This is a genomic window from Corallococcus silvisoli (assembly GCF_009909145.1).
Classification (GTDB): domain Bacteria; phylum Myxococcota; class Myxococcia; order Myxococcales; family Myxococcaceae; genus Corallococcus; species Corallococcus silvisoli.
Map to the genome: position 1 here is coordinate 166,833 of NZ_JAAAPJ010000011.1, position 13,930 is coordinate 180,762.

The following is a 13,930-nucleotide window of genomic DNA, read 5'->3' on the forward strand; positions in this document are numbered from 1 at the left end:
GAAAAAATACGGCGTCGGCCAGCGGATGCGGTCCGCCAGCGCGAAGCTGTGAGATCATCAACGTCCGCCATGTCCTGGTCCCGTCCCAGCCCGCCCGTTCCGCGGCCGTCGCCCCTCCGGCCTCCCACCCGGGGGCCCGACGGGCCGGACGCCCCCCGGGACAGGTGCCCGGGGCACCGGGGCCCCCGCCAGCAGCGTCCGCCGCCCTGACCGCCGTCCCCCTTCCGGAGCCCCCATGTCCCTCGACCCCACGCTCGTCTCCGACCTCCAGGCCGTCCTGCGCGACGTGCCGGACTTCCCCAAGCCCGGCATCGTCTTCAAGGACATCACCCCCATGCTGGCCGACCCCCGCCTCTTCGGCCGCGTGGTCAACGCCATGTCCGCCCCCTTCCGGGGCCAGCACATCACCAAGGTCGTGGGCGTGGAGTCGCGCGGCTTCCTCCTGGGCGCCCCCATCGCGCTGGCCCTGGACGCCGGCTTCGTCCCCGCGCGCAAGCCCGGCAAGCTCCCCCACAAGCGCATCGTGGAGCGCTACTCGCTGGAGTACGGCGCGGACGGCGTGGAGATGCACGAGGACGCCATCCTCCAGAACGAGCGCGTCCTCGTGGTGGATGACGTGCTCGCCACGGGCGGCACCGCCGACGCCACGGGCCGGCTCATCGGACGGCTGGGCGGGCAGATTGTCGGCTACAGCTTCCTCATCACCCTCGACTTCCTCGAGGGCGCGAAGCGGCTGGGCCCGGACAAGGTCACCTCCCTCCTCACCTTCTAGGCCACCCTCCTCCCCAGGCACGCCGTCCCGGCCCCGGCGGCACGCGGGTCCGGTTGACGGCCGCGCCGGGCGTGTTTATAAGTTGGTCACACAACCTAGAAACAAATCGGACCATGCCTCGACCCTCCAACACCGAAGCGCGCCGGGAGCAGATTGTCGCCGGGCTGCTCAAGGCCATGGCCGAGCGCGGCTACGAGGGCGCGTCGGTGGCGGAGATCGCCCGCGCGGCCGGGCTGAGCGCGGGGCTGGTGCACTACCACTTCGAGGACAAGCAGGAGATCCTCCTGACCCTGGTGCGCTCGCTGGCGTCTCGCGCGCGGCAGCGCTTCGCCAGCCGGCTGTCGAAGCTTCCGGCGGACGACGCGCGCGGGCGGGTGGAGGCGTTCGTGGAGGCGTTCCTCGCCACCGGGCCGGACGCGGACGTGGCGGCGGTGGCGGGCTGGGTGACCATCAGCGCGGAGGCCATCCGGCAGCCGGAGGTCCGCGTCGCCTACGAGGAGGTCGTCCGCGCGGACCTGGAGCAGTTGGAGTCACTGGTCGCGGCGGTGGTGGGCAAGCGCCGCGCGCGTCCGCTGGCCGCGGGCCTCTTCGCCGCCATCCAGGGCTACTTCGTGCTCTCCGCGAGCGCGCCCGGGCTCGTGCCTCCGGGGTCCGCGGCGGGCACCGTGAAGCGCATGGCGGCGGGGCTCCTGGACGCGGCCAGCGCGAAGGACGACGAATGAGGCCCCCTTCCCCCCCGCCGCGCGGGGCCGGTCTGTCTTCTTCCCCCGGACCTTCAAGGGCCGGGAGGACTCGTGAGGTGTCGTGATGACCATCGCGATCTACGCAGGCAGCTTCGACCCCGTCACGGCGGGACACCTGTCGGTGGTGCGCCAGGCGGCCCGCCTCTTCAGCCACGTGGTGGTGGTGGTGGCCGTCAACCCGAACAAGCGCACGCTGCTCACGGCGGACGAGCGCATCGCGCTCATCCGTGAGGCCGTGGCGCGGCACCCCAACGTCACCGTCACGTTCACCGAAGGGCTCATCGTGGAGCTGGCGCGGGAGATTGGCGCGAGCGTGCTCCTGCGCGGGGTCCGCGGCGCCACGGATGCGCAGTTCGAGACGGAGCTGGCGCAGATGAACCGGGCGCTCGCGCCTGAACTGTCCACCCTCTTCCTCCCCGCGGAGGCGCACCTCGCCGAGGTGTCCAGCAGCGCGCTCAAGGAGCGCATCACGCGCGGCGAGGACGTGTCCGCCTACTGCCCTCCCGCCGTCGTCGCGAAGCTGCGCGAGCGGCTGTCCCCTTCCGTCCGGAGCCACCCATGAGCCTGTCCTTCATTCCCCTCGGCGTCGGTGATGCCTTCTCCGCGCTCCACTACTCGTCGTGCCTCGCGGTGGAGGCGGAGGACCAGGTGCTGCTCATCGACTGCCCGCACCCCATCCGCAAGATGATGCGCGAGGCCTCCGAGTCCTCTGGCGTGCCGCTGGACGTGGAGCGCGTCAGCGCCGTGGCCCTCACGCACCTGCACGCGGACCACGCCTCCGGGCTGGAGAGCCTGGCCTACTTCTCGTTCTTCGTGCTGCAGCGGAAGATGGAGCTGCTCGCGCACCCGAGCATCACCCGGCGCCTCTGGGAGGGCCACCTGGCCGCGGGCATGGAGTGCCTCATCGAGGAGCACGGCGCGGGGCCCAGCGACAAGCACTTCGAGGACTACTTCACGCACACGCCGCTGCACCTGGAGCGCGCGGTGCGCCACGGCCCGTTCGAAATCGAGTGCCGCTTCACCTACCACCACGTGCCCACCACCGCGTTCCGCATCCGCGCCGGAGGCCGGTGCCTGGGCTACAGCGCGGACACCGCGTTCGACGAAGGCCTCATCGCGTGGCTGTCGGAAGCGGACCTCGTCATCCACGAGACGAACTACGGGGTGCACACGCCCTACGAGAAGCTCGCCGCCCTGCCGGAGGCCACGCGCGCGAAGATGCGCCTCATCCACTACCCGGACCTGTTCGACGCGAGCGGCAGCGTCATCGAACCGCTGGCGCAGGGGCGGCGCTACACCGTCTGAGGGAGGACCGCGCGGCTGGCCGGATGCCCTTCATCCTCCGGGAAGAAGGGCTGCGAGCTTGCGCGTTGCGCCATGTCCAGTCCGCTCGCCTTCATGCGCCGAGTGCGCTAGGCCGAGTGGGATTGGCGCTCCCCCGTCCCCCTGCCAGAGAACGACTTGCCGATGATGAAGAAGACCGTGAGCACCTGGGCGGTGCTGCTGCCGCTCGCGCTGGTGCTGGCCACCCGGGCCTCCGGGGCCGACTCGCCGACACCGCCCGCCGACACGGTCCGGCTCACGATCCTCCACCTCAATGACGTCTACCAGTTCCAGCCCACCGCCCAGAACCGGGGCGGGCTGTCGCGCGTGGCCACGCTGCGCCAGCAGGCGCTGAAGGAGTCGCCGCACGTCCTCACGCTGCTGGCGGGCGACACCCTCTCCCCGTCGGTGGAGTCGTCCGCGGAGGTGGCGGGCGAGGCGCTCAAGGGCAAGCAGATGATCGACGCGTGGAACGCGCTCGGCCTGGACTACTCCACGGTGGGCAACCACGAGTTCGACTTCGGGGACGACGTGCTGCGCGCGCGCATCCACCAGTCCCGCTTCCCGTGGCTGGGCGCCAACGTGCTGAGCAAGAAGTCGGGGCAGGTGTTCGACGGGCTCAAGGCGTGGGACCTGCGCGACGTCGGCGGCGTGAAGGTGGGCCTCTTCGGCGTGGTGCTGCCGGAGACGCAGAACTCGTCCAAGCCGGGCAAGGACACGCGCATCACGCCGTTCTGCGAGGCGGCGAAGCGCTCCGTGGACGAGCTGCGGGCCGCGGGCGCGCAGCTCGTGGTGGGGCTCACGCACCTCTCGGTGGAGCAGGACCGCGAGCTGGCCAAGTGCGTGCGCGTGGACCTCATCATCGGCGGGCACGACCACGACCGCGTGGAGGAGACGGTCGCGGGCACGCCCATCTTCAAGCTGGACGAGGACGCCATCGACCTGGGCCGGCTCACGCTGGACCTGGACGCGAAGACGGGCGCGGTGAAGAAGCTGGCGTGGAAGGTGATTCCCATCACCTCCAAGGTCCCCAACGACGCGGCGTTCGATGAGCAGATGAAGCCCTACGCGCCGCTGCTGGCCACGCTGGCGGAGGGGATTGGCCGCTCGCCCGTGGCGCTGGATGCGCGCAGCGCGCAGAACCGGCTGGGGGAGACGAACCTGGGCTCGTTCCTGGCGGATGCGTTCCGCGAGGCCACGGGCGCGGAGGTGGCGCTCGTCAACGGAGGCGCCGTCCGCGCGGACCGGGTGCTGCCCGCCGGGAGGATGACCCGGCGCGAGCTGTACTCGCTCATGCCCTACCGCAACGAGCTGGTCGTGCTGGATGTGAAGGGCGCCACGCTGCGCGCGGCGCTGGAGAATGGCGTCAGCCTGAACAGCGTGGATGGCAAGCCTCCGGGCCGATTCCCGCAGGTGTCCGGCCTGCGCTTCACCTACGACCTGCGCAAGGCGCCGGGCGAGCGCGTGACGAAGGTGGAGGTGAAGGGACGGCCGTTGGACGACGCGGCGGTGTACCGGCTGGCCACGTTGAGCTTCGTGGCCGCGGGCAACGACGGCTACACGATGCTCAAGGACGTGCCCCTGCTCCCCATGAGCAAGGACATCCCCTCACCGTGGGACGTGCTCAGTCGAGCCTTCAGCACGGGCAAGCCCGCGCCCCGCGCGAAGCCCCAGGGGCGCATCGCGCTGGTGGGGGCGCCTCCGGGCGGAGTCCACGTGACGCCGTCCATGAAGTAGCGGGCCACGCGCCCGCGCCGGTGCGCGGGCGGACCGCTTCGAGCCCCCCGTCCCTACCGCCAGGGCGTGGTCCAGCCACGCAGCCGGTACACGACCCTCCCCGCCAGCTCGCGCAGCATGTCCGTGCTCTGGCTGAGGCCTCCGGCCCGCGGCAACCAGCTCATGCTCCCCAGGGGCAGGGACGAGGAGCGGATGTCCACCGCGAGCGTGTCCGCCCGCAGCCCCACCGCCGCGTAGCAGCCGGCCGCGCGCGGCAGGTGCGCGGCGCTCGTCACCAGCAGGAGCGACTTCCAGCCGTGCTCGCGCACCAGCGGCGCCGACTCCAGCGCGTTCTCACGGGTGTTGCGGCTGCGCCCCTCCTTCACGATGCGCTCGGGCGCGATGCCCCAGTGCTCCAACTGCGCGGCCAGCACGTCCGCCTCCACCAGCGCCTCGGGCCTCGTGTCCAGGGTGCCGGCCGAGATCAGCACCTGCTTCGCGCGGCCGTCATGCAGCAGCTCGAACGTCCGCATCATCCGCTCCGGCGCGGCGTTGTACTCCGGCTGGCCTGAGCGCTCGGTGGCCGCCGCATCCAACCCGCCGCCCAGCAGGATGACCGCGTCGTACACGGTGTCCGGCCGCCAGGTGCTCACCGCGGCCGCCTCCGTCGCGCGCGTCAGCACCGCCACCGTGGGCTCGATGGAGAACGCATACAGCACGACCCCCGCCGCCACCTGACAGCCCACCGACAGGCGCTTCCACCGGCGCAGCAGCAGGCCCGCGACGCCCAGGAGCAGCCCCCAGGTGAGCGGCGAGAGCAGCAGATCCAAGAGCTTGGACAGGACGAGGAACATCGCCGCTCGCCGCGCTACCGGGCCGACCGGGAGTTGAGATACCGGCGCGCCTCGTCCGCCCCCGCGCCTCGCGGACGCAGGTCCAGATAGCGCTCGTAGCCCTCCCGGGCCATGGCGTCCCGGTCCGTCCGCGCCCCCACGCGCCCCAGGCCCAGGTGGCACTCCGCGGCCGTCGCCTTCAGCTCCAGGCAGCGCCAGAACTCCTCACCCGCCTGGGATGTCTTGCCGGCCACGAGCAGCTCCTGGCCCAGCGTGTACGCCGCGCCCGCCGCGGGGGACTGCGCCATCCAATCCATCGCGTCGCGGCTCTCCTTCCGGAGGCTCACCGGACTCCGCTTGCGCTCCGGCACGTCCGGCGGCGAGTCCTTCACCCGCGGCTCCACCACCGGCTCGGGCGGAGGCGGCGGGGGCGGCAGCCGCTCCAGCGCCACCTGCACCCGCTCGGGGACCGCCGCCTCCGACACGGAGGTCGTCCACGGCCGATACCCCACGAACCGCAACTCCAACTGATGGGACGCCTGCCCCGGGGCGACGCGGACGGTCATCGGCGTCATCCCGACCTGCGTGCCGTCCCAGTGCACCGCCGCGCCGGGCGGATTCGTCACCACCTGGAGCTTGCGCACCGACGGCGCGGACACCTGCGGCAGCACCGCCTGCCCCACGAAGAACAGCACCGCGACGGCGACGAGCGCCGGCCAGACCCAGCCGGGCACCACTCCGCTGGACTCCTCCGCGGCGGCCCCCACGAGCGCCCCGGGCACATGGTCTTCCGGAAACGCGGTCGCGTGCGCGCGGTGCACCGACGACGCCCGCGACGGCTCCTCCGGCCCCCCGCCCCCTCCCTCCCCCGTCCACACCGCGACCTGACGCAGGAAGGACTCCGGGATGCGCGGCGGCTGCCCCGCGAGCTTCAGCTCCTCCTCGAAGAGCCAGCCCATCAGGTGGCGCAGCGTGGACGCGGGGAACAGCGGCGCCCGGTACGCCAGCCACTCCGCCAGCGCGCGCTGGAAGTCCTCCGCGCTGAGGAAGCGATCCTCGCGCTTCAGCGCCAGCGCCCGCGACACCAGGGCCCCCAGGGACGGGTCCAGGTCCGGCGCGTACGTCTGCGCGGGCGTGAGGTGGCCCTTCGCGATGCGCTCCATCACCTCGCGCGTGTCCCCTTCCACGGGCCTGCGGCCGGTGAGCAGCTCGAAGAGCACCACGCCCGCCGTGTACACATCCGAGCGCGCGTCCACCGCCTCCGCCCGCGTCTGCTCCGGGGACAGGTAGAGGTACTTGCCGCGCACCACGCCGGCCTCCGTCTCCGGCCGCCCGGACAGCTGCGCCTTCGCGATGCCGAAGTCGGTGAGCTTCACCTCTCCCTCGTGGCTCACCAGGACGTTGTCCGGCGACACGTCGCGGTGCACCAGCCCCAGCGCGCGGCCCTGCTCGTCGCGGCGCGTGTGCGCGTGGTGCAGGCCCTTGCAGACCTCGATGAGCAGCTGCACCGCCAGCGGCGCCGGCAGGTGCGACAGGCCCTTCAGCTTCGAGCGCTTGAGCACCTTCGACAGGGGCTGCCCGTCCACCCACTCCATGGCCAGGAAGTACTCCCCTTCCTCCTGCCCGAAGTCGAAGACCTGGACGATGTTGCCGTGCGACAGCCCCATGGAGATGCGCGCTTCGTTGAGGAACATCTGCACGAAGGCGGGGTCCTGCGCGAACGGATCCCTCACGCGCTTGATGACCACGGACCGGGACACCCCCTGCGCCACGGTGAAGCGCGCGCGGTGCACCACGGCCATCCCGCCCGCGCCCAGGCGCTCCTGCAGCTCGTACTTCCCGAAGCGCGTCGTGGGCCCACCCGTCGTCACGGGCTGGACGCTACCCCAGCGCTCGCCCCGGAGGGGAGCCCCACCCCGTCCGTCAGCGCTCGCCCCAGTGGAGCTTCTGACGGAGGATGGTGAAGTAGGCCACGCCGGGGTTGCGCACCAGGGCCACGCGGTTGGGCGAGCGCACCACCTCGATGCAGTCGCCGCCCTGCAGCGAGTGCCCCGTCTGTCCATCCAGCGTGAGGTACGTGTCCGCCGTCTCGCTCTTCAGCGTGACGCGAATCGTGCGGTCCGCCGGCACCACGATGGAGCGCTGGGTGAGCGCGTGCGAGCAGATGGGCGACAGGATGGTGCAGTCCACCGAGGGGTGCACGATGGGCCCGCCCGCGGACAGCGAGTACGCCGTGGAGCCGGTGGGCGTGGCCAGGATGACGCCGTCCGCCTTGTAGGTGGTGATGGGCACCCCGTCGATGGACGTCTCGTGGTCCGCGATGCGCGCGAGCGCGCCCTTGTTGATGACCACGTCGTTGAGGACCTCGTCCTCGATGAGGACCTTGCCCCCGCGCAGGAGCCGGCACGACAGCTTCATCCGCGAGTCCACGTGGAAGTTCCCCGCCAGCACGTCGTCCAGCCGGCTGAAGAGCTCCTCCACGGACACTTCCGTCATGAAGCCCAGGCTGCCCAGGTTCACGCCGATGATGGGCACGTCGCGGCCCCCCAACAGCCGCGCCGCGTAGATGAGGGTGCCGTCCCCGCCCAGCACCACCACCAGGTCCGCGCGCGACGCCAGCTCCCGGTCCTCCATGCGCGGCCAGTTCAGCGCGTGCGCCAGGGCGCGGTCCGCCAGGACGGTCAGGTCCGGGTGCCGTTCGTGGATCTCCGCCGCCAGGGCCACGGCCTGCGGGGTGTCTCGCTTCGCGACGATGGCCAGGGTCTTCACGCCCCCCAGGTTCTAGTCCAGCCCGCCAGCCAGCCCTCCAAGGAAAATGACGCACCTGCCCAGCCCCGGACATCACAAGGGGGCGCGACAGGGAGATTTGGACGCTAGGTTTGCGGACCCCATGGACCTCTTCGACCACGCCAGCCAGAAGGAACAGGCCGTCCTGGCGCCGCTCGCCGAGCGCATGCGCCCCACCTCGCTCAGCGAGTACCTGGGCCAGGAGCACCTCACCGGGGAGGGCCGCTTCCTGCGCCGCGCCCTGGAGAGCGACCAGGTGCCCAGCCTCATCCTCTGGGGCCCGCCCGGCACGGGCAAGACGACGCTCGCCCAGCTCGTCGCGCGCTCCACCGGCGCCGCCTTCGAGACCATGTCCGCGGTGCTCGCGGGCGTGAAGGACATCCGCGAGACGGTGGCCCGCGCGCAGGACCGCTGGAAGCTCCACCGCCAGCGCACGCTGCTCTTCATCGACGAAATCCACCGCTTCAACAAGTCGCAGCAGGACGCGCTGCTCCCCCACGTGGAGAAGGGCACCGTCACGCTGATTGGCGCCACCACGGAGAACCCCTCGTTCGAGGTGAACGCCGCGCTCCTCTCCCGCTGCCGCGTCATCACCCTGCGCGGGCTAGAGCAGGAGGAGCTCATCGCGGTGATGCGCCACGCGGTGGCGGACCCGCGCGGCCTGGGCGGCAAGGTGACGGTGGACGACGCGGCGCTGGAGTTCATCGCGGACGCGGCCGGTGGCGACGCGCGCAAGGCCCTCACCGCGCTGGAGGCCGCGGCGGCCTACGGCCGCACGGCGGTGGACCGCAAGGTGGCGGAGGAGGCGCTCCAGCAGAAGATGCTGCTCTACGACAAGGGCGGCGAGGAGCACTACAACGTCGTCAGCGCCTTCATCAAATCCATGCGCGGCAGCGACGTGGACGCGGCGCTGTACTGGATGACGCGGATGCTGGAGGCGGGCGAGGACCCCGTCTTCATCTTCCGCCGCATGGTCATCTTCGCGTCGGAGGACGTGGGCAACGCGGACCCCCGCGCGCTGGGCGTGGCGGTGGACGCGCTGCGGGCCTTCCAGCTGATGGGCCTGCCCGAAGGGACCCTGCCCCTCACGCAGGCCGTGACGTACCTGGCGCTCGCGCCCAAGTCGAACGCCGTCATCGCCGCGTACGCGGCCGTGCGCGAGGCGGTGACGAAGGAGGGCGCGCTGCCGGTGCCCATGCACCTGCGCAACGCGCCCACCCAGCTGATGAAGTCGCTGGGCTACGGCGGCGGGTACAAGTACCCGCACAACTTCGAGGGCAACTACGTCCCGGAGGACTACCTGCCCGAAGCGCTGCGCTCGCGCTGCTTCTACACCCCGACGCAGAACGGCTTCGAGGCGGAGCTGTCCGAGCGCTACGAAGCCATCCAGCAGCAGCTCGCCGCCCGGCGCGGCGAGCGCGAGCCCGGAGAGGACGGCTGAAGGCGCCGCCCCTCCCGGACAGGGCCCATCAAGACACGGCTTCCAGCGCGGGCACGGCCGCCCCGCTGTCCGCGTCCGGGCCCTTGGGCGAGCGCGGCTTCATGCTGCGGCCGGCGACCTCGTACTGCTTGAGCAGGCGGCGGAAGTTGGAGCGGTCCACGCCCGCCGCGCGCGCCGCGCTGGAGACGTTGTGGTTGTTCTTCTCCAAGAGCGCGGACAGGTAGCGGCGCTCGAAGGCGCGCATGGCCAGGCGCTTGGCCTGGGCATACGGCAGGTGCGCCAGGCTGAACACCTCCACCGCCGAGTCGGCCTGGGGCGCGGCCTGGAAGCCGGGCGGCAGGTCCTCCACGTCGATGGCGTCGTTGGCCGTGAGCACGACGGCGCGCTCGATGACGTTCTCCAGCTCGCGCACGTTGCCCGTCCACCGGTTGCAGGTGAGCGCCTCCATGGCGCGCGGGCTGATGCCGGTGACCTTCTTGTCCGCCTTGGAGGCGTAGACCTTGAGGAAGTGGTGCGCGAGCAGCGGCACGTCCTCCGGGCGGTCGCGCAGGGGCGGCAGGTCGATGGTGATGACGTTGAGGCGGTAGAACAGGTCCTCGCGGAACTTGCCCTGCTCCTTGGCGCGCGACAGGTCCACGTGCGTGGCGGCGATGACGCGCACGTCCACCTTCACGGGCTCGTTGGCGCCCACGCGCTTGACCTCGCCCTCCTGGAGGACGCGCAGCAGGCGCACCTGGGTGGCCGGGGGCACGTCGCCAATCTCGTCCAGGAAGATGGTGCCGCCGTCGGCCGCCTCGAAGAGGCCCTTCTTGTTGCCGGTGGCGCCGGTGAAGCTGCCCTTCACGTGGCCGAAGAGCTCGCTCTCCAGCAGCGTCTCCGTGAGCGCCGAACAGTTGACGGCGACGAAGGGCTTGTCCCGGCGCGCGCTGCGGTAGTGGATGGCGCGGGCGACCAGCTCCTTGCCCGTGCCGCTCTCACCCTGGATGAGCACCGTGGCGGTGGAGTGGCTGACGGTCTCCACCAGCTTGAACACGGCGCGCATCTGCGAGGACTGACCGATGAGGTCCTCGAACTGGCTGCGCGCGGTGAGCGCCTCCTCCAGCGCGCGGGTGCGGTCCTTCAGCGCCTTGCGCTCGGCGGCCTTGGCCACCGTGAGGCTCACCTCGTCGATGTTCTCGAAGGGCTTGGTGAGGTAGTCGTACGCGCCCGCCTTCACCGCCTCCACCGCCGTCTCCACGGTGGCGAAGGCCGTCATCATGATGACCTCCACGTCCGGGCGGTCCGCCTTGATGGCGCGCAGGAGGTCCATGCCGGACAGGTGCGGCATCTTGATGTCCAGCACGACCACGTCGATGGACGGATCCTTCGCCGCCGCGAGCCCCTCCACCGCGTCGTCGATGGCCACGACCGGGTGCCCCTCCCGCTGGAGGATCTGGGTGACGGCCTTGAGGACGACGGAGTCGTCATCCACGACGAGGACCTTGGCGCGCTTGACTTGGTTCACGGCAACCTCTCGAGCTGCAGGGGAATGGGCAGGAAGACGGTGAAGCGGGAGCCCTGGCCGACGTGGGTGTCCACCTGGAAGGTGCCCCCGTGGTCCTGGACGATGCGATAGGCGATGGACAGGCCCAGGCCCGTGCCCTCGCCGGGAGGCTTGGTGGTGAAGGACGGCTCGAAGATGCGCGGCAGGTGGCGCTCCTCGATGCCCGTCCCGGTGTCCGTCACCGCGAAGAAGGTCCGGTCGCCCTCGCGCCCCGTCTCCAGGGACAGGCGCCCCTCGGCCTGGGGCAGCGACTGGAGGCCGTTCTGCAGCAGGTTGAGCACCACCTGCGCGAGCGTGCCGGGGTCGCCGTACACCTTGGGGAGGCCGTCCTTGAGGCCCAGCGTCAGCTCCACCTTGGGCATGGACTTGAGCTGCGCGCGGAAGAGCACCGCCGCGTCCTCCACGCACTTGGACACGTCGAAGAGGCGGCGGTCCTCCACGCGGCTGTGCCGGCTGAACTTCAGCAGGCTCTCCACGATGCGCTTGCAGCGCAGCGCGCTCTCTTCAATCAGCTTCAGCGACTCCAGGTCGCCGTCGCTGCGGCCCGCGTCGCGCGACATGAGCTGCGCGAAGGCCAGGATGCCGCCCAGCGGGTTGTTGATTTCGTGGGCCACGCCGCCCGCCAGCTGCCCCACCGCGGCCATCTTCTCCGTCTCGATGAGCCGGCGCGTCATCGCCTGCTCCTCGGTGACGTCGCGGTAGGTGCACACCGCGCGGTCGTCGCCGGAGAACGGATAGGCGGCCACCACGTAGCTGCGCCCGCCCTGCTGCACCTCGCCCCGCGCGCCCTTGCCGCTCTCCATCGCGGAGGGCAGCGGGCAGCCCGCGCACGGCGTGTCCCGGCCGAAGAGGTACTGGTGGCACGGGACGTCGGAGGGCACCTCTTCGATGGAGCGGCGGGCCACCTGCGCGTACGCGACGTTGGCCCGGCGCACCGCGAAGTCCCGCGCGCGCACCACCGCGAGCGGCGTCTCCATGCAGTCGAAGGACAGCTCCCATTCGCGCTTGGCCGCGGACAGCAGGCGCGTGCGCACCGCGACGCGCTCCTCCAGGTCCGCGTTGAGCTGCTTGAGCTCCGCGTTCTGCTCCTGGGTGACGCGGTAGAGCCGGTCGTTCTCCGTGTGGAGCGCGTACTGCTCGAAGGCGCTCTTCACCGTGAGCACCAGGTGGCTGTCGTTCCAGGGCTTGGAGATGAAGCGGAAGATCTCGGAGCGGTTGATGGCCTCTTCGATGGCCTGCTGATCCGCCTGCCCCGTCAGCATGATGCGCTGGGCCCGGGGCTCCTGGAGCTTCACCTGGGTGAGGAACTCCACCCCGTTCATCCCCGGCATGCGGAAGTCGGAGATGACGACCTCCGGGCGGAACCGCTCCAGCGCGCGCAGGCCCGTCTCCGCGTCCGTCGCCGTCTCGATGTCCCACTCACCACGTCGCAGCACCCGCCGGATGGACTTGAGGATGTTCTCCTCGTCGTCCACGAGCAGCAGCCGCCCTCGGGCGACCGGGTCCTGCGCCTGCGCTTGTGCCACCAGGGTTCCCATGGACTTTCCGGAGTCCGACATTTGCAATGGCCTTGCCAAACCGGAGATTTGGATAAACCCCGGGAATCACGCCCATTTTCCAGGACATGACAAAAAGGGTCAGGGTCATTATAGACCCTCCCCTTTCAAACGGGTCAAATCCGACCCCGGGTTTTTGACCCCTGGGTCAGCCAGCCCGGGAGGGCGGCGCGGAGAACAGGGGCGCGGGGGGGTGCAGACAGACGCGGTCGCGGCCCTCGCGCTTGGCTCGGTAGAGGGCCTCGTCGGCGGTCACCAGGAGCTGCTCGGGGGCGAGGATGGCGCGGTGGGGGAAGCTGGAGACGCCCAGCGAGGCGGTGACGCGCAGGGCCCCCTCCGGGCCGGCGTGCAGCTCCCGGACGCCCTTGAGGATGCGCTCGGCCACGGTGAGGGCGCCGGGCAGGTGGGTGCAGGGCAGCAGGATGGCGAACTCCTCCCCTCCGTAGCGGGCCACCAGGTCCGTCTCCCGCACGCTGTGCTGGAGGGCGGCGGCCACTTCCCGCAGCACCCGGTCCCCGGCGCCGTGGCCGTGGGCGTCGTTGATGTTCTTGAAGTGGTCCAGGTCCACCAGGATGAGCGACAGGCTCTCGTCGTAGCGCTGCGCCCGGCGGAACTCCTCGCGCAGCCGCTCCTGGAAGTAGCGGTGGTTGTGCACCTGGGTGAGCCCGTCCGTCACCGCCAGCCGCCGCAGCTCCTCCACCTGGGAGTGGAGTGACTTCCACTTGGAGTGCGCCTCCAGGCTCCGGTAGAGCCTCAGACGCAGCTCTTCCTCGTCCAAGGGGGTCAGAATCACCTCAGCACCCCGGCGCAGGGCGGTGAAGCGAAGGACCCGCGCTTCCGGGGGTGCCAGGACGACCACCGCGGGCCGGGGCGCGGGTTGGGGAGGGGTGAGGGCCTCCATCAGGTCGTGGGCCGCGGCGGGGTCCCCTTCGCCGGGGCAGAGCAGGACGCCGTCTACCTCCTGGGTCAGCCCCAGCGCCTCCTGGCTGGAGCGCGCCACCCGGAGCGCGAAGTCCTCCGGACCGAGCGCGCGCACCAGTTGTGGCAGCAACATCTGCGAGTCATCCACCACCAGAAGCGAGTAGGGCTGGGCTTTCACCGTGTCCCCGTAAAATGATGATTACGCGGTACTATAAGGGTTTGTCACGAGAAGGGCCATGGGGTTTGCCACCGGGTTGACCCTCTGGTACCGAGCGCCCGTTTCCTTCTGGATGGA

General features: G+C 71.0%; 12 protein-coding genes. 6 read left to right on the top strand and 6 right to left on the bottom strand.

Features of this window, described 5'->3' with window-relative positions:
* Positions 1-235 precede the first annotated feature (235 nt).
* The 5 genes from GTY96_RS22590 (at position 236) to GTY96_RS22610 (ending at position 4,575) form a co-directional block, all read left to right on the top strand.
* Complete coding sequence (locus GTY96_RS22590) at positions 236-772, top strand: adenine phosphoribosyltransferase (protein ID WP_143906835.1); 537 nt, start codon at positions 236-238, stop codon at positions 770-772.
* Between the two features lie 113 nt (positions 773-885).
* A complete protein-coding gene (locus tag GTY96_RS22595; RefSeq protein WP_143906833.1) occupies positions 886-1,494 on the top strand; it encodes a TetR/AcrR family transcriptional regulator in 609 nt (202 codons plus the stop codon).
* Positions 1,495-1,579: 85 nt separating this feature from the next.
* Complete coding sequence (coaD, locus tag GTY96_RS22600) at positions 1,580-2,077, top strand: pantetheine-phosphate adenylyltransferase (protein ID WP_143906831.1); 498 nt, start codon at positions 1,580-1,582, stop codon at positions 2,075-2,077.
* Entirely contained in the window at positions 2,074-2,820 is a 747-nt protein-coding gene (locus GTY96_RS22605; protein ID WP_143906829.1) for an MBL fold metallo-hydrolase, read from the top strand. The genes coaD and GTY96_RS22605 overlap by 4 nt, the downstream gene beginning before the upstream one ends.
* Positions 2,821-2,982: 162 nt before the next feature.
* Positions 2,983-4,575, top strand: coding sequence for a bifunctional metallophosphatase/5'-nucleotidase (locus GTY96_RS22610; RefSeq protein ID WP_143906827.1), 1,593 nt, complete (start codon positions 2,983-2,985; stop codon positions 4,573-4,575).
* 53 nt (positions 4,576-4,628) lie between these two features.
* On the opposite strand, the gene GTY96_RS22615 is transcribed toward GTY96_RS22610, so the two are convergent.
* The 3 genes from GTY96_RS22615 to GTY96_RS22625 are packed head-to-tail and all read right to left on the bottom strand — an operon-like array spanning position 4,629 to position 8,156.
* A complete protein-coding gene (locus GTY96_RS22615) occupies positions 4,629-5,408 on the bottom strand; it encodes a YdcF family protein (RefSeq protein WP_143906825.1) in 780 nt (259 codons plus the stop codon).
* 14 nt (positions 5,409-5,422) lie between these two features.
* The gene (locus GTY96_RS22620; protein ID WP_161665746.1) at positions 5,423-7,258 is read right to left on the bottom strand and encodes a serine/threonine-protein kinase; all 1,836 of its coding nucleotides are present in this window, start codon (positions 7,256-7,258) and stop codon (positions 5,423-5,425) included.
* A 52-nt stretch (positions 7,259-7,310) separates the two neighbouring features.
* Complete coding sequence (locus tag GTY96_RS22625; RefSeq protein ID WP_143906821.1) at positions 7,311-8,156, bottom strand: NAD(+)/NADH kinase; 846 nt, start codon at positions 8,154-8,156, stop codon at positions 7,311-7,313.
* 121 nt (positions 8,157-8,277) lie between these two features.
* Here GTY96_RS22625 and GTY96_RS22630 point away from each other — a divergent pair, with 121 nt between their 5' ends.
* Positions 8,278-9,615 carry a replication-associated recombination protein A gene (locus GTY96_RS22630; RefSeq protein WP_143906819.1) on the top strand — a complete coding sequence of 446 codons (1,338 nt, stop codon included), beginning with the start codon at positions 8,278-8,280 and terminating at the stop codon, positions 9,613-9,615.
* Between the two features lie 28 nt (positions 9,616-9,643).
* Here the strand turns inward: GTY96_RS22630 and GTY96_RS22635 are convergent, their stop codons facing one another.
* From GTY96_RS22635 to GTY96_RS22645, 3 genes are all read right to left on the bottom strand, one after another.
* Positions 9,644-11,119 (bottom strand): sigma-54-dependent transcriptional regulator, encoded by a 1,476-nt coding sequence (locus tag GTY96_RS22635; protein ID WP_143906817.1) that lies wholly within the window; start codon positions 11,117-11,119, stop codon positions 9,644-9,646.
* Entirely contained in the window at positions 11,116-12,696 is a 1,581-nt protein-coding gene (locus tag GTY96_RS22640) for an ATP-binding protein (protein WP_143906815.1), read from the bottom strand. The genes GTY96_RS22635 and GTY96_RS22640 overlap by 4 nt, the downstream gene beginning before the upstream one ends.
* Positions 12,697-12,862: 166 nt before the next feature.
* A complete protein-coding gene (locus GTY96_RS22645; RefSeq protein ID WP_143906814.1) occupies positions 12,863-13,813 on the bottom strand; it encodes a diguanylate cyclase in 951 nt (316 codons plus the stop codon).
* Positions 13,814-13,930 lie beyond the last annotated feature (117 nt).